The sequence below is a fragment of the Mucilaginibacter sp. GW822-FHT03E02 genome (assembly GCF_058801545.1).
Window position 1 is genome coordinate 1,736,118 of record NZ_JBXANJ010000001.1, and the last position, 16,074, is coordinate 1,752,191.

A 16,074-nucleotide genomic window follows, 5' to 3' on the forward strand; every position below is an offset into this window, starting at 1 on the left:
TTAGTAACGTTGTATACACCTTTCTATAGCTTAAATGGCTTTAAAACACAGTTCTGCATTACCCCCGGAAATGTTAAGGGTTTTTGAGACCTTACCTCAACCCTACCTCATACTCTCGCCCGCACTTTATATGCTTACGGCAAGCGATGTTTATTTGCAGCTTACCAACAAAACCCGTGTTGAAATTGAAGAGCAGTATCTTTTTGATGTATTCCCCAAAATTCCGGATTGGTCGTCAGAAGAAGGCGGGATTGCGCTTTCGCTGAGTAAAGTATTGGAAACCCTACAGCCACATCAGTTGCCCGTGATGCGGTTTGATATACCTAATCATCATGATCCGCAACAGTTAGAAGAGCGCTATTGGAAAACTTCGCATACCCCGGTTTTGGATGCCGAGGGCGAAATTTGTTATATCATTCATCATACCGAAGATGTTACCCAACAGGTGCTTGCCGAACGCGCTTTGAAAGATAGCCTGGATAAGGAAACCCAGGCAGCCGCTACAGCCGAAAGATTGCGCAGACAAATTGAAAAGCTTTTTGCCGAAATTCCGGCCCAGATAGCGATAGTTACCGGGCCCGATATGGTGTACGAGTTTATAAACCCGCGTTATAAAACCGAACTTTTTCCTAACCGCGAAGTTTTAGGCAAGCCTTTATTATATGCCCTACCCGAAGTAGCTGGCCAGCCAATATGGGATATCCTACAGCACGTATATAAAACCGGCGAAACTGTTGCCGGCAACGAAATCAATATCCCGTTGGCCGATGAGCCGGGCGGCCCCGTTAAAGAACATTATTTTAACTACGTGTACCAGGCCATCCGTAATGACGATGGTGAAATAGCATCGGTTTTAAGTTTTAAATATGAAATAACCGAGCTTGTTTTAGCCAAAAAACGGCTGGAGCAAAACGAGGAAGAATTATTGGCTTTAAACTATGGTTTAGCCAACGCCCATGAAGAAGTACAGGCCAGCAACGAGGAGCTGCAATCTGCAAATGAAGAGTTACAGACTACTAATGAAGAACTTTTCAGGGCGCAGCAAAATATACAGCTGCTTAATGATGAACTGGAAGAAAGGGTTCAACGGCGTAACATAGAGCTGTTTAATGCCCAGGCCGAGGCCGCCCGGGAACGCGACCGGCTGAAACGTTTTTTTATGCAGGTACCAACCGGCATTTGTGTACTTGACGGCCCCGAATTGATATTTGAGTTGGTTAACCCATCCTACCAGCAACTTTTCCCGGGCAGGGATTTATTAGGAAAACCCATAAAAGAGGCGCTGCCGGAGCTGAACGGCACCCCCATCATTGATATATTAAAAAGAGTGTATTACACCGGCAATACATTTGAAGGGAAAGAACTTTTAGTACCGCTGGCACGCAAGGCCGGCGGCACCATTGAAGACCGGTACTTTAATTTTATTTACCAGGCCAGGTACGATGGCGACGGTGTTGTTGACGGCATTTTGGTTTTTGCTTTTGAACTGACTGAAACCGTACTTACCCGCCAAAAAGAGAAGGAAAACGAACAGCGTTTTCGCTTTTTACTTAACGCAATGCCACAACAGGTATGGACAGCCCGCCCCGATGGTTCGCTGGATTATGTAAACGAAGTAGTTTGCGACGATTTTGGACAAAGCATGGACCAGATATTAGGCCGGAGCCTGCAGGAATTTATCCATCCCGATGACAGGCAACTCAGTTCGAAAAAATGGAAGGCTGCCCTGCAAAATGGCAACGAATTTATGGTTGAATTTCGCCTTAAGTTTCACGACGGGCAGTACGTTTGGCATTTGGCCCGGGCCCTTCCGCTGGTGGAAAACGGACATATCAGGTTATGGCTGGGTACAAATACCAATATCGAGATTCAAAAAAATAACGAGCAAAAGAAAGATGAATTCCTATCTATTGCCAGCCACGAGCTAAAAACGCCGCTCACCAGCATCAAAGCGTTTAACCAGTTGATGCAGCGTACGGCCGACCCGAAGAAGCTTGCCAGCTTTGTTCAAAAATCTGCGTCGCACGTGTTACGGTTAGAGAAGCTGATTAATGACTTGTTGGATGTAACCCGCATTAACGCAGGCAAAATAGAGTATACTATGGAGCCATTCAACTTCCTGGAGATGCTTAAAGATAGCATCGAGAGTGTACAGCAGGCTACCACATCGCACCGGATCATCCTTGAAAAAGCAGACGATGTAACTTATACCGGCGACCGTTTCCGGCTGGAACAGGTTGTAAATAATTTACTCAGCAACGCCATCAAATATTCGCCCGAAGGCGAAAAAGTATTGGTTAATTGCAGCGTGCATTCCGATGGCAGCATTATAGTTTCTGTGGAGGATTTTGGCATCGGTATCGAAGAAAAAAACCTGATGCGGCTGTTTGACCGTTACTACCGGGTTGACAACACCGCCATGCGTTTTGAGGGACTTGGCCTTGGCCTGTTTATATCGGCCGAGATATTAAAAAGGCACAATGGCAGTTTTTGGATTGAAAGCACGCTGGGTAAAGGCTCAACTTTCTTTTTCAGGCTGATACCTGATACGGTTACCGAAATCCTGCCCATTGCAGATAGCGATACCCATTACCAGGATGATACCATTATCATCAAATTCAACCCGCAACACAGCCGCCTTGATGTTGATTGGATAGGGTTTCAAAACCTCGAATCGGTACAGCACGGCTGTTTAAAAATGCAGGATATGCTTGTTAAAAACAACGTAAGTAAGGTGCTTAACAGCAACATTCATGTTTTGGGCAATTGGTCGGAAGCATCAGACTGGGGTAATACCGAATGGTTCCCCGACATGGAAAAGGCCGGATTACGTTACTTTGCCTGGGTACACTCACCAAGTGTTTTCAGCCAGCTATCAGCCCGTAAAAGCATTTACACACTAAAAGGCAAATTGGTGATTGAGTTTTTTACAGATGTTAAATCGGCAGAAGAATGGATAGAAAGTAAGTAGGGTTAAGTCATAAGTCTTTAGTCTGGAGTACTAAGCCGGAGTTTTTTCTGACTTAGAACTAAGACTCTCGACTAAAGACTTCCCTTCAGGGGCTCATGTAACCCATCAATTCATCATGTAATTGCTTTGCCTGGCTCAATAGGGATTTATCAGTAATATATGGGTCTATATCAATATCCTGGCCTATCAGATTCTCTTTAAACACATCCTTAAATTTTGTATAGGTTAACGAAAAATTCCATTTGTTTTGCAAATGCCCAAAAACACAGGTATCCTCTTTGCTCAACATATCGTAATTAACTACAACAAAAGCTTCAGGAGGCAACTTTTTGATGCATGCTAAAATATCACTGGTATAGTTAATCCAAACTTTTAAATAGGCTTCGGTATTTATCCGGTAAAAAGCATTTCTTCTGCGTGCCCGTCTAAAAATCAGCCATATTAACCTTGACAGGTATTTACGACCGAGGTACTTTCTGTCAACAATTTTAAACTCCCGTCGCAACAATGAACTGGTTACCGCCCGGTAATCGCGCATAATAACCAAATAGCAGGCATCCGGGATCAGTTCTTTATAAACATCAAGAAACATACAAGTGCGGGGGTCTTTCCATCCCCATTGGTCGTACAGCTGTTGTTTAACCCTGATAACACTTTTCACCTTCTCTTTCTCGTAAATAGAAAAAGCATCAACATGCCCGTCTGTTAAGCCGGTTTTGGGCAGGTTATTACTGGCCAGTATCTCTTCGTGCATTTTTAAAAACTCTACATCTTCAAAATGCCCATCGGGGTTCCCGGGCCCTGGCTCAACCAGCTTTTCGCCCAGTTGCATACCACATTTTGTAAGCCAGTGTGCTATAAGCGACGTTCCGGAGCGGTGCATGCCGGCTATAATAAGCGTTCGTTTTTGCATAATGAGTTTGGCAATAAATAGTGGCTACCTACAAATTTTAACTATTATGGGCTACTCTCTTTTCAGCCTTATCAACTGGATGAAGGTTATTCAGGATAAAATAAAGCAATGATGAGGTACTTTGTAGTACCGTGCTTTCGCTGGTATTTATATACAGGTCGGGAGCGTATGGAACATCAAACTGCGCGTTAATACCTGTAAGGTTGCTCAGTTTATCGGGGTGCCCATCGGGCAAAAATGCTTTCTTGTAAAGCCCTTTGGTATCGCGGCTGATGAGTTTTTTTACCTGGCAATCAATATGCACAATGTTTACATGTTCATATTTTTCGGCAAGCTCGCGACGCATTTCGTTATAAGGGTTTATAGCGCTTACGATAGTAACAACACCGTGAGCCGAGAAACGGCTGGCAATAAAGCCCAGCCTTCGGATATTTTCACAGCGATCGGCCTTGCTGAAGCCCAAATCGCGGCAAATTTCGTTGCGATATTCATCGCCGTCAATTATTTCAGTCCTTATTCCCAGCCCGGTTAATTCATTGGCAACATTCCTGGCCAATGTTGTTTTACCAGCTCCCGATAACCCGCAGAATAGAAGTATCATATTTCGATAATTTATGTTTTATGATCAGGCCCAAAAGCACTGCAGGTTGCCTTTGATGAGGTGAACATAATAAATTAAATTACCGGTTAATTTTGTTACAATGTAAATAGTTAATTACATTGTAACAAGCACCGTTACCATGGGGATAAAAAACCCTTAAATTACGCTAAAAGGTCATTTTTACATGAAATATTGATGCTACGGACAAGCATAGGCCTGTGATACACCTAACAAAAATGTTACTTAATTTAATACAATAACAACGCCCTGCTTTAGGGTTGACGTTGGCTTAGTGCAATATTTTAAACATCAGTTCTTTCATCAATTCGCCATGGGGGGCGTTTGATTCAACACCTTTGCTTTTCAGATCGTACTCGCGCAGATAGCTGATGATTTGCATTGTTTTGGGGTAATTGTAGCTGCGGCCGGCCAACTCATAATCCTTCACAAAATAAGGATTCACCCCTATCTCCCGGGCTACATTCTGGGGCGATTTATCTTTTACATAATGATAGGCTAATACCTTGCTGAAAAAGTTATTCAGGTTGCCCAGTACCAACACAATAGGGTTTGCTTTAGGGTTTGCCTCAAAATAATTAATGATCTGGTTAACCTTTAAAACATCCTTTTTGCCAAGGGCGGTTTGCAGCTCAAACACATTATACTCTTTACTTATGCCAATGTTATCCTGCACCAGTTTCAGGGTAATTTCCTGCCCGGCAGCTATATTAAGCATTAATTTTTCCAGCTCGTTTGCTATTTTGGATAGATCGTTGCCCAGGTATTCGGATAACATGGCCGATGCCTGCTGGTTTATTTTATAACCTTTATCGCTTATAAAGCCCTCTATCCAGGCCGGTATCTTACTATCATACAAAGGCGCCGACTCAAAAATAAGCCCGTTTTTTTCAATCGCCTTGTATGTTTTTTTGCGCTTATCAAACTTGCCATACTTATAACAAAACACAAGTATGGTACTTGGCAAGGGCTTTTCCAGGTAGCTCAATAAAGGGTCGATTCCTTTTTTGCTGTCATCATCCTTGCCCCATTTCATATCCTGGGCTTCTTTTACCATTACTACCTGGTAATCGGCCATCATGGGGTAGCGTTTGGCCGCGTTAAGCACAGCCATCATCTCGGTATCCTTTCCGTATACAACGGTTTGGTTAAAGCCCTTCTCGGCCTCGGGCAGCAAGTGATGTTCAATGTAGTTGCTCACCACATCAATAAAATAAGGTTCTTCACCGTGCAGCAGGTACAGGGGCTTGTATTTACGGTTCTTTATATCCTTTACTATATCGGCAGCTGTCATTCTTTTAAGTCAAAATTCAAAAATCAAAAATGACTTTTTGGTTGAGTATTCAAAATTAAAAAAATCAAAGGGTAATGTTGCATGATGATGTAAATGTGGAAAGTAATATTTGAAAAGTGCCGGGTTTGCGATGCCGGGCGAGACTTCTTTTTAATTAAACAGTAAAACAGGCTGATGTTTCAGATATTCCTTTTTAATTTTGACTTTTTAATTTTGAATTTTGAATTTTGATGTAAATGTGGAAAGTAATATTTTGAAAAGTGCCGGGTTTGTGGCCCTATGCCACACTTCCTTTGTTGAATTTTTAATTAAGCAATAAAACAGGCCGATGTTTCAGATATTCCTTTTTACTTTTGACTTTTTAATTTTGAATTTTGAATTTTGAATTTACCTCCTCTCAATCTCCCTCCCTACCCTTTTAAAATAAGCGACGATAACGGGCAGTTGAGTTTGTTTGACGAAATTCGTAAAAAAAATATCATCCTTACACCCGAAGAGTGGGTACGGCAGCACTTTGTACAATACCTTATCAGGCAAAAGGGTTATCCACGTTCACTCATCCGGCTGGAAGGAGGGCTGAAGCTTAACGGGCTGCAAAAACGTACAGATATAGTAGTATTTGACAGCAGCGGGCAACGGATTTTGATTGTAGAATGCAAAGCACCATCCATTAGTATCGATCAAAAAACCTTCGACCAGGTAGCCCGGTATAATATGGTGCACAAAGTATCCTTATTGGCGGTAAGTAACGGACTGCAGCATTATTATTGCACAATCAATCACGAACTAAGAAACTATCAGTTTATTGAAGAGCTGCCTTTTTACAGCAAACCTGTTTAAGCCGCGTGTACCAGCAGGTTCATTTTTTCCAGCAATTCGTCGGGCTTAAATGGTTTTGAAACATAATCATTCATACCTGCTTCAAAAATTTTCTCTTTAATATCCAGCAACGCCGAAGCCGTAAGGGCGATAATAGGAATAAGCGATTTTTTAGGATCGGCCATTTTCCTGATTTCCATAGTGGCATCAAGGCCATTCATTACCGGCATCTGCAAATCCATCAGTATAATATCAAAGTTGCCGTATTGCACCAGTTCAACCGCGCGTAAGCCGTTTTCGGCAATGGTGGGCGTTATGTTCCATTTAGACAATAGCTTTTTCATCAGCATAACATTCACAATGTTATCTTCGGCAATAAGCACGCGAATACCTGATATAGCATCGTTTTTTTCCTGCGCTTGTACCAACGGAGCTATAGTTTTTTCAATAGCCATTTCTGTTGATACCGGGAACTCCATATTAAATGAAAACTCCGACCCTGTGCCCGGTTTGCTGGATATGTGCATATGCAGGCCCTGCAAATCAAGTAAGCGCTTCACAATGGCCAAACCCAGGCCGGTACCACCGTACTGGCGTGTTGTGGTTAATGACTCCTGGGTAAAGGGTTCAAAAATACTGGTAAGGTTATGCTCTTCGATGCCAATGCCGGTATCCTTTATCGAAAATTTTACCGTAACCCTATCGTGCCTGTCCTCAAAACAGGTAGCCTTAACCCATATATTGCCAGCTGCTGTAAATTTTATAGCATTACTCACCAGGTTATAAATAATTTGGGTAATACGGGTTGGATCGCCAAAAATTATCTTGTTGTTCAACGTGCTATCCACGTCCAGTTTAAACAACAGTCCTTTTTCCCCGGCCTTAATTATTTGCGCGCCGCAAATATTATTCATCAACTCAACCAGGTTAAACCTGATGTTTTCAAAAACCACCTTGCCCGATTCAATTTTATTAAAATCAAGCACATCATTTACCACTGCCAAAAGATTATTAGCCGAAAATTTCAGGATCTCCAGGTTTTCTTTTTGATCGGCCCTCGGGTTGCCCATCATAAGCAGGTTGCTCATACCTATTACGGCGTTTAACGGCGTGCGGATCTCGTGCGACATGGTTGATAAAAACTCCGACTTGACCTGCGTTGATTTTTCGGCTTTGCTTATTGCTTTTTCAAGCTGGGCGTTTAGTGCAACCTGGTCTTCGCCGCTTTCTTTCAGCTGTTTTATATTCTTTAAAAAAGCTGTATAAAAATGGCTGTGAATAAATATCAACAGGATAAAATTGGCAAAAAGCGTAATAATAATGGTTGATTGATCTATCCTGTCTGGCTTAATGCCAATAACATAACCCTTGGTAAATTCAATAATCATGAAAACCAATACCGGCACCGCATTCAACAAAGAATAAATAAGGCCGCCGGTTTGCCCAAGCATGTAGTAGCTAAATACAATAACCAATATAATTACCTGTACCGTAACTATATTTACGGTTTGTAATGTAATATAAACTATGGTAACGTTAACTATAGTGCCCAGGCTAAGCAGCAAATGACATACTAAACGCCAGTTGGGCCGGTATGTTAAAAACTTAAACAACCCGGCAATACAAACCATTAACGCGCCGGCCGTATAAGCCAGCATAGTTTGCCCCTGGAAATAAACGCTCATAAAAACGGCGCATAAGGCAATAAACACCAACGGAAAACCAAAGTAAAGCAGCCGGATGCGCGCCTGATCAATAAAAGACTGTTCCTTTGATAAAATCCTAAAAATTGAAAAATTGAAAAAGCTTATCCCTTTACTCATGATTAAAGCACATTGCTTATACTAAACATATAATAGTCAATCAATTGATATTGAAAACCTATTTTCGTTTTGTATTTCGCAGCCTCTCATTCATGCAATTAACAAGCCAAATCAATCATATTTTGTTCAATGATGGTTAATTTAGCTTCGGCATCGGCCTTTTTGCGTAGCTCAATCTCAATAATCCCGGGCTTGGCATTTGCCATAAAACGCTCGTTACCAAGCTTGGCGTTAACAGATTTTAAAAAGCCCAAAAGATAGTCCTTCTCTTTTACAAGCCTTGCACACTCGGCAACCGGATCAAGATTCTGACTTAACGGAATAAAAAATTCATCGGTTGAAGCAATAAAATTAACTGCGCCTGAAACTTTATCAGTAACGGATGCAAACTTGCATATATTACCCAGTTTGGCTATAATGGCCGCGTACTGCAGGTAATTTATGCCCGAGTTTGATTTATAAGAAAGCTCCAACGCCTCTTTAGGCGAAATTTCATTTTTATTGCGAATGTACCTGATTTGCGTAAGAACAATTTTTACGATCTCTACTTCCCCAAGTAGTTGTGTATTTATTTCCCCAATATTTGGCAATTGAGCAACAATACAACAGTCTTTTTCGGCGCGTTCGCCAAATATTTCATCATGCCATAATTCTTCGGTGAGGAATGGCATAAATGGGTGAAGCACTTTCAATATATTTTCAAAATACTGAACAGTAGCTGTATAGGTAACTTTATCAATGGGTTGCTGATAGGCGGGCTTAATCATCTCCAGGTACCAGGCGCAGAAATCGTCCCAAACCAGCTTATAGGTAGCCATTAAGGCTTCTGATAAACGATATTGGCCAAAGTTATCTTCAATCTCGCCCAGGGCCTGGTTAAAACGGCTGCCAAACCATTCAATCGCTATCTCATTAGGATTTTCAAGGCTGCTATCAACCTCCCAACCTTTGATCAGCTTAAAGGCATTCCATATTTTGTTGGCAAAATTACGCCCCTGCTCGCAGTAGCTTACATCAAACATCAAATCGTTACCTGCAGGTGAGCATAAAAGCATACCTACGCGTACACCATCGGCACCGTATTCATTCATCAAATCAATAGGGTCTGGCGAATTGCCCAATTGCTTCGACATTTTGCGGCCCAGCTTATCCCGTACAATACCCGTAAGGTAAACGTTTTTAAAAGGCAGCTCTCCCCTAAACTCATGCCCGGCCATAATCATCCTGGCTACCCAAAAAAACAGGATCTCGGGCGCGGTTACCAGGTCGTTAGTTGGGTAATAGTAGTTAATATCCGCATTATTAGGGTCTCTGAAGCCGTCAAAAACCGAAATAGGCCACAGCCACGATGAAAACCAGGTATCAACCACGTCTTCTTCCTGGGTTAAGTCCTGAGTTGTGAGTTCTGAGTCTATCTTTTGAGCTTCAACTAACGCTTCATCAATATTTTTAGCGATAACATATTTACCGTTTGGCATATACCAGGCGGGAATTTGCTGCCCCCACCAAAGCTGGCGGCTTATGCACCAGTCCTTCACGTTCTCCATCCAATGGCGGTAGGTGTTGGTGAATTTTTCCGGAATCAGTTTTATCTCGCCATTCAATACATAATCCAAAGCAGGTTTGGCCATCTCGCCCATTTTGCAAAACCATTGCATTGAAAGTTTTGGCTCAATAACCGCATCAGTACGTTCGCTGAAACCAATTTGCGATTTATAGTCTTCCACCTTAGCTAAAGCGCCGGCTTCCTCCAGTAAAACGGCAATTTTTTTACGGGCGATAAAACGATCCTCACCTACCAAAATCTGCGCTTTTTCGTTAAGCGTGCCATCGTCATTTAAAATATCAATAACGGGCAGGTTGTGTTTTTGCCCAAGCTCATAGTCATTTAAATCATGCGCAGGGGTAACCTTTAAACAGCCCGTACCAAAATCCATGGTAACGTATTCATCCAATATTACCGGTATCTCGCGGTTAATTAACGGAATAAACACCCGTTTACCATGCAAGTGAAAGTAGCGTTCGTCGTTCGGATTAACACAGATTGCAGCATCGGCCATAATAGTTTCCGGGCGCGTGGTGGCAACTGTTAAGTAGTCCGAAAGTCCGAAAGTCCGAAAGTCCGAAAGTGAGCTTCCCTGGCTTCCGGACTTTCCGTCTTCCGGACTTTCCGACTTCACCGCGTACCTAATATAATATAGCTTTTGATTAACTTCTTTCCTGATAACTTCCTCATCGCTCACAGCCGTTTTTCCTTGTGGGTCCCAGTTTACCATGCGTACGCCACGGTATATCAAACCTTTTTTGTACAGGTGGATAAAGGTATCTATTACCGCCTCAGACATTTCGGGGTCCATAGTAAATTTGGTACGGTCCCAATCGCATGATGCGCCTAATTTTTTAAGCTGATCGAGGATAATGCCACCATATTTTTCTTTCCACTCCCAGGCATAAGTTAAAAACTCGGGGCGGGTAAGGTCTTTTTTGCTGATGCCGCGCTCTTTAAGCATGGCCACAACTTTGGCCTCGGTAGCTATACTGGCATGATCGGTACCGGGTACCCAGCAGGCATTTTTTCCTTTCATGCGGGCGCGGCGTACCAGTACATCCTGTATGGTATTGTTTAGCATATGCCCCATGTGCAAAACCCCGGTAACATTTGGCGGCGGAATCACTATAGTGTAAGGTTCGCGCTCATCGGGCACCGATTTAAAAAAATCGTGCTTTAACCAGTAACTGTACCATTTATCTTCGGTTTCTTTAGGCAAATATGTTTTAGCAATATTCATAACGCGCAAAAATACGATAGTTAGGGGTTCATAGCAAATAGTTTAGTTCATGGTTGATAGTTCATGGTTCATGGCATGAAAGAGTTTTATAATCAGGGAGCAAATTAAATTTGTTGTTGTTGTTGTTGTTGTTGTGACCTTCGGCCATAAATTATCGGCTATAATCCATGAACATAGTAGGAAGGAGTCTCGGCCATGAACCATGAACCATGAACTAAACTATCAACCATGAACTTCCCAGCCACAATATTTTTACAATTAAAAAGTTATTATGCTACTCAAACATTATTAGTCATGAAATCACTGCACATACACCGTTTTTGGCTCGATGTTTTAAAAAGGTCAAGGCTGGGTTTTGTTATAAACTGGTTTAACCGCTAATCAGTCCGGCGCTATCGTTTTGTACATTTTTGCTGTAATTTGCTACCTTTAATTTTCAAATAATAACTATGAAATTAAAGTTCTGGTGTTTCATCTACATAGGTATTTTGTCACTTTCGGTAAATGCACAAACAACCCGTAAAACAAAATCTCCAAAACACAAACACCAGGCTTCCGAACCAACAAAATTCATCAATCCGGCCAACATGGATACCTCCGTTAAACCCGGCGATGATTTTTTTGAGTACGCCAACGGCAACTGGATTAAAAACAACCCCATCCCCGCCAAAGAAAACCGTTGGGGCAGCTTTGCAATGCTGAGGCATGAAAATGCTCAAAAGCTTTTAGAGCTATTGGACGAAGTAAGCCGGCAATCAGTTAAAGCCCCTAAAGGCAGCCTTAAACAACGTGTTGGCGACCTTTACGCCAGCGGTATGGATAGCATTACTATCGAAAAGCGGGGCTATTTGCCGGTGAAACCCGAACTGGAGCATATTGACAAAGTCAAAAATCTTGATGATCTTATCAACGAACTTGCTTTTGAACGTATTAACGGCATATTCGCCCAGATATTCCGGCTGGAGGTTAACCAGGACGACAAAAATACATCAAAGTACATTGTTCGCCTTAGCCAGGGAGGCATCGCATTACCATATAGGGATTATTATTTAAAAAACGACATCCGGTCAAAAAATGTACAGGATGCTTTAAAAAATTTCGCCACAACTTTGTTTAGGTTAAGTGGCAGCAATGCCTATGAAGCGGTAAACAATGCGGCAATAGTTTATAAACTCGAGGCGGCTTTGGCAAAAGCACAACTTAGCCGTGTGGCCATGCGCGACCCGCATGTTATTTACAATAAATTCCGTGTGGCCGATTTTACTAAACTTACACCACATATAAACTGGACAAAGCTTTTGCCTATGCTAAATGCCCCTGGCCAGAATAGCATATTAGTAAGCCAGCCCACATTTTTCAAAGCGGCCGATTCGCTGTTGGCGGCTACGCCGGTTGAAGATTGGAAAGTATATTTTAAATGGAATTTATTAAGATCTGCTTCTGTAAGCTTAAGCTCGCCCTTTGTACAGGCAAATTTTACTTATAACAGCGCACTAACCGGCGAAAAAGAACAAGCCCCCCGGAAGGAGCGAATGAGCTATGTTGTTGACGTAGCCCTTGGCGAATTATTAGGCCAATTGTATGTTGAGAAATATTTTAGCCCGGCCGCCAGGCAATACGTGGTAGCGCTTGTAAACAATATAAAAACAGCTTTGGGTAATCGTATTAAGCGCCTGGATTGGATGAGTCCGGAGACAAAAGAACAGGCGTTAAAAAAGTTGCGCGCACTTACCTTAAAAATAGGTTACCCGGATAAATGGGAAACTTACAACGGCGTGGTAATAAACCGCAATGACTACTTTGGCAACATGCGGGGCATAAGCAAATGGCGTTACAATTTTATTGTTAGCCCCCTGGGTACATCTGTTGATAAAACCCGTTGGGGAATAACACCGCAAACTGTGAACGCTTACTACACCGAAATCAATAACGAAATTGTTTTCCCGGCAGCTATGCTGCAATTTCCTTTTTTTGATTTAAAGGCTGATGATGCCATAAATTACGGTGGTATAGGAGGCATCATAGGTCATGAAATTACCCACGGCTTTGATGATAAGGGGCGCCAATATGATGCCAAAGGCAATCTGCGCGACTGGTGGACGAAAAGCGATGCCGACAAATTTAAAGCACGTGCCAACCAACTGGTAGTGCAATACAGTAACCTTACTTTACCGGACACCCTGCACGTAAACGGCAAACTAACGCTTGGCGAAAACATTGCCGATTTGGGCGGCTTAAGTATAGCGTACGAGGCCTTCCTGAAAACAAAACAAAGCCGGTTGGCCAAAGTTATAGACGGACTTACGTCCGACCAGCGTTTCTTTTTGTCATGGGCGCAAACATGGCGCAGCTCGCTGCGCCCCGAGGCGGCAGCCCAGGATATCCTCAAAGATCCGCACTCGCCCGATAAACATCGTACTAATGCCACCTTAACTAACATTAGTGCCTGGTACAAGGCCTTTAACGTTAAACCCGGCGATAAAATGTACAAAAAACCAGAGGACAGGACGCAGATTTGGTAGCTTTTAGCAGCAGGTATTGAGTACCAGGACAAAACCAGGCTATCTGCCAATCTTTATCCTGATATTTGGCTCACCTTATTGGCTAATACATTTTGCGGTTATTATTACGTTTAATTTTCAAATACAAGTAAAAGGATCATGAAATTAAAGTTTTGGTGTTTTATGTTGATAAGCGCGTTATTGCTTCCGGCAAGTGCATACGGCACCGGTAATGCAAAACCGCCAAAACACAAACGCAAAACTACCCTCCGCAAAAAATTTATCGACCCGGCCAATATGGATACATCCATTAAACCCGGCGATGATTTTTTTGAATATGCCAACGGAACCTGGATAAAAAACAATCCCATACCCGACAATGAAAACCGCTGGGGCAGCTTTACTGTGCTACGTCACGAAAACACCCAAAAACTTTTACGATTATTGGAAGAAGTAAGCCGGCAATCTGTAACAGCGCCCAAAGGCAGCATTGAACAACGCGTTGGCGACCTTTACGCCAGCGGCATGGATAGCCTGGCTATGGAAAGATTAGGTTATTCGCATATTAAACCCGACCTGGATCGCATTGGCAAAATCAAAGACTTTAATGACCTTATCAACGAGCTTGTTTTTGAACGTGTTAATGGCGTAATTGCCCAATTGTTCGGCCTGGAGGCTGTTCAGGATGATAAAAACGTATCAAAGTATATTGTTCGCCTTAGCCAGGGCGGCATCTCGTTACCCGACAGGGCTTATTACTTACAAAATGATAAACGATCCAAAAGCGTTACAGATGCGTTAAAAACGTTCATAATAACAGTATTTACGTTAAGCGGTTGTAGCGACGAGGAGGCCGCTAAAAACGCCGAAGTAGTTTATAACCTTGAGGTTGCTTTAGCAAAAGCACACCTCACCCGTGTGGCCATGCGCGACCCGCATGTTATTTACAATAAATTCCGTGTGGCCGATTTTAATAAAGTTACCCCGCACTTAAACTGGACCAAATTATTGCCAATGCTTCACGCGCCTGGCCAGGACAGCATCCTGGTTAGCCAGCCCACGTTTTTCAAAACAACCGATTCCTTATTAGCTGTTACGCCGGTTGAAAACTGGAAAGTATTTTTTAAATGGAATATTTTAAGGGGCGCTTCGCCAAGCATAAGCTCGCCTTTTGTACGGGCATACTTTGCTTTTAAAAGCGCCTTAACAGGTGAGAAAAAGCAAGTGCCCCGTAACGAGCAAATGAGCCACACTATTGACGGAACCCTTGGCCAATTATTAGGCCAACTGTACGTAGAGAAATATTTTAGCCCGGCCGCCAGGCAATACGTGGTAGCGCTTGTAAACAACATAAAAATAGCTTTGGCCAACCGTATTAAGCGCCTGGATTGGATGAGTCCGGAGACAAAAGAACAGGCGTTAAAAAAGTTGCGCGCACTTACCTTAAAAATAGGTTACCCGGATAAATGGGAAACATACGATGGGGTGATCATAAAACGCGACGACTATGCAGGAAACATACGTAGTTTTTTAAAATGGCGGTATAATTTTAACATGAGCCAGTTGGGCAAACCGGTTGATAAAACCCGTTGGGGAATTACACCGCAAACCGTGAACGCTTATTATTCCGAAATCAACAATGAGATTGTTTTCCCGGCAGCTATGCTGCAATTTCCTTTCTTTGATTTACAGGCCGATGATGCCATAAATTACGGTAGTATAGGTGGTATCATAGGCCATGAAATTACCCATGGTTTTGACGATAAAGGCCGCCAATATGATGCCGACGGTAATCTGCGCAACTGGTGGACAAAAAGTGATGCCGATAAATTTAAAATACGCGCCAACCAACTGGTAATACAATACAATAACCTTACCGTACTGGACACCCTGCACGTAAACGGCAAACTAACCCTTGGCGAAAACATTGCCGACCTGGGTGGCTTAAGCATAGCGTACGACGCCTTCCTGAAAACAAAACAAAGCCGACGGGCCAAAATTATTGACGGATTTACGCCCGATCAGCGTTTCTTTCTGTCGTTTGCGCAAACATGGCGCAGTTCGGAACGCCCCGAGGCTACTGCCCAGAATATCCTTAAGGATCCGCACTCACCCGATAAGCACCGCGTTAACGCCACCTTACCCAATGTTAGTGCCTGGTATAAGGCATTTAAGATTAAGCCTGGAGATAAAATGTACAAAAAGCCGCAAGACAGGACGAAGATTTGGTAACTTTTTCAGTAGCAAGTATCAAGACAGCGTATGCAATCGCGCTGCGTAAACCTGGTTACCAACATTCAAAAAATCTTGCGCCTTGATATTCTCCCCAAAAAATCTTGATACTT

At 42.7% G+C, this 16,074-nt stretch carries 9 protein-coding genes; 4 read left to right on the forward strand and 5 right to left on the reverse strand.

Annotated elements, in window-relative coordinates:
• The first annotated feature begins 34 nt into the window (after window positions 1–34).
• Window positions 35–2,971: a PAS domain-containing protein gene (locus AC1RM2_RS07175; protein WP_492984306.1), complete on the forward strand. Its 2,937-nt coding sequence runs from the start codon at window positions 35–37 to the stop codon at window positions 2,969–2,971.
• An 85-nt stretch (window positions 2,972–3,056) separates the two neighbouring features.
• On the opposite strand, the gene AC1RM2_RS07180 is transcribed toward AC1RM2_RS07175, so the two are convergent.
• The 3 genes from AC1RM2_RS07180 to holA form a co-directional block, all read right to left on the reverse strand.
• Window positions 3,057–3,884 (reverse strand): sulfotransferase, encoded by an 828-nt coding sequence (locus tag AC1RM2_RS07180; protein WP_492984307.1) that lies wholly within the window; start codon window positions 3,882–3,884, stop codon window positions 3,057–3,059.
• 37 nt (window positions 3,885–3,921) lie between these two features.
• Window positions 3,922–4,485 carry an adenylyl-sulfate kinase gene (gene cysC / locus AC1RM2_RS07185; RefSeq protein WP_492984308.1) on the reverse strand — a complete coding sequence of 188 codons (564 nt, stop codon included), beginning with the start codon at window positions 4,483–4,485 and terminating at the stop codon, window positions 3,922–3,924.
• 289 nt (window positions 4,486–4,774) lie between these two features.
• Window positions 4,775–5,797 (reverse strand): DNA polymerase III subunit delta, encoded by a 1,023-nt coding sequence (gene holA, locus AC1RM2_RS07190; protein ID WP_492984309.1) that lies wholly within the window; start codon window positions 5,795–5,797, stop codon window positions 4,775–4,777.
• 381 nt (window positions 5,798–6,178) lie between these two features.
• Between holA and AC1RM2_RS07195 the strand changes: the two genes are divergently transcribed.
• The gene (locus AC1RM2_RS07195; protein WP_492984310.1) at window positions 6,179–6,637 is read left to right on the forward strand and encodes a type I restriction enzyme HsdR N-terminal domain-containing protein; all 459 of its coding nucleotides are present in this window, start codon (window positions 6,179–6,181) and stop codon (window positions 6,635–6,637) included.
• On the opposite strand, the gene AC1RM2_RS07200 is transcribed toward AC1RM2_RS07195, so the two are convergent.
• Both AC1RM2_RS07200 and AC1RM2_RS07205 read right to left on the reverse strand, forming a co-directional pair.
• Window positions 6,634–8,439, reverse strand: coding sequence for an ATP-binding protein (locus tag AC1RM2_RS07200; RefSeq protein ID WP_492984311.1), 1,806 nt, complete (start codon window positions 8,437–8,439; stop codon window positions 6,634–6,636). The genes AC1RM2_RS07195 and AC1RM2_RS07200 overlap by 4 nt on opposite strands.
• Before the next feature lie 98 nt (window positions 8,440–8,537).
• On the reverse strand, window positions 8,538–11,228 hold the full coding sequence (locus AC1RM2_RS07205) for a valine--tRNA ligase (protein ID WP_492984312.1): 2,691 nt from the start codon (window positions 11,226–11,228) through the stop codon (window positions 8,538–8,540).
• A 449-nt stretch (window positions 11,229–11,677) separates the two neighbouring features.
• Between AC1RM2_RS07205 and AC1RM2_RS07210 the strand changes: the two genes are divergently transcribed.
• Window positions 11,678–13,750 carry a M13 family metallopeptidase gene (locus tag AC1RM2_RS07210; protein WP_492984313.1) on the forward strand — a complete coding sequence of 691 codons (2,073 nt, stop codon included), beginning with the start codon at window positions 11,678–11,680 and terminating at the stop codon, window positions 13,748–13,750.
• 138 nt (window positions 13,751–13,888) lie between these two features.
• Window positions 13,889–15,961, forward strand: a complete 2,073-nt coding sequence (locus AC1RM2_RS07215; protein ID WP_492984314.1) for a M13 family metallopeptidase — start codon at window positions 13,889–13,891, stop codon at window positions 15,959–15,961.
• Window positions 15,962–16,074: the final 113 nt, after the last annotated feature.

What these genes read in the sequence shown, in the direction of transcription:
- AC1RM2_RS07215 (WP_492984314.1), top strand. Translation starts at nt 13,889, where the DNA reads ATGAAATTAAAGTTTTGGTGTTTTATGTTGATAAGCGCGTTATTGCTT.
- cysC (WP_492984308.1), bottom strand. Translation starts at nt 4,485, where the DNA reads ATGATACTTCTATTCTGCGGGTTATCGGGAGCTGGTAAAACAACATTG.
- AC1RM2_RS07175 (WP_492984306.1), top strand. Translation starts at nt 35, where the DNA reads ATGGCTTTAAAACACAGTTCTGCATTACCCCCGGAAATGTTAAGGGTT.
- AC1RM2_RS07205 (WP_492984312.1), bottom strand. Translation starts at nt 11,228, where the DNA reads ATGAATATTGCTAAAACATATTTGCCTAAAGAAACCGAAGATAAATGG.
- AC1RM2_RS07200 (WP_492984311.1), bottom strand. Translation starts at nt 8,439, where the DNA reads ATGAGTAAAGGGATAAGCTTTTTCAATTTTTCAATTTTTAGGATTTTA.
- AC1RM2_RS07180 (WP_492984307.1), bottom strand. Translation starts at nt 3,884, where the DNA reads ATGCAAAAACGAACGCTTATTATAGCCGGCATGCACCGCTCCGGAACG.
- holA (WP_492984309.1), bottom strand. Translation starts at nt 5,797, where the DNA reads ATGACAGCTGCCGATATAGTAAAGGATATAAAGAACCGTAAATACAAG.
- AC1RM2_RS07210 (WP_492984313.1), top strand. Translation starts at nt 11,678, where the DNA reads ATGAAATTAAAGTTCTGGTGTTTCATCTACATAGGTATTTTGTCACTT.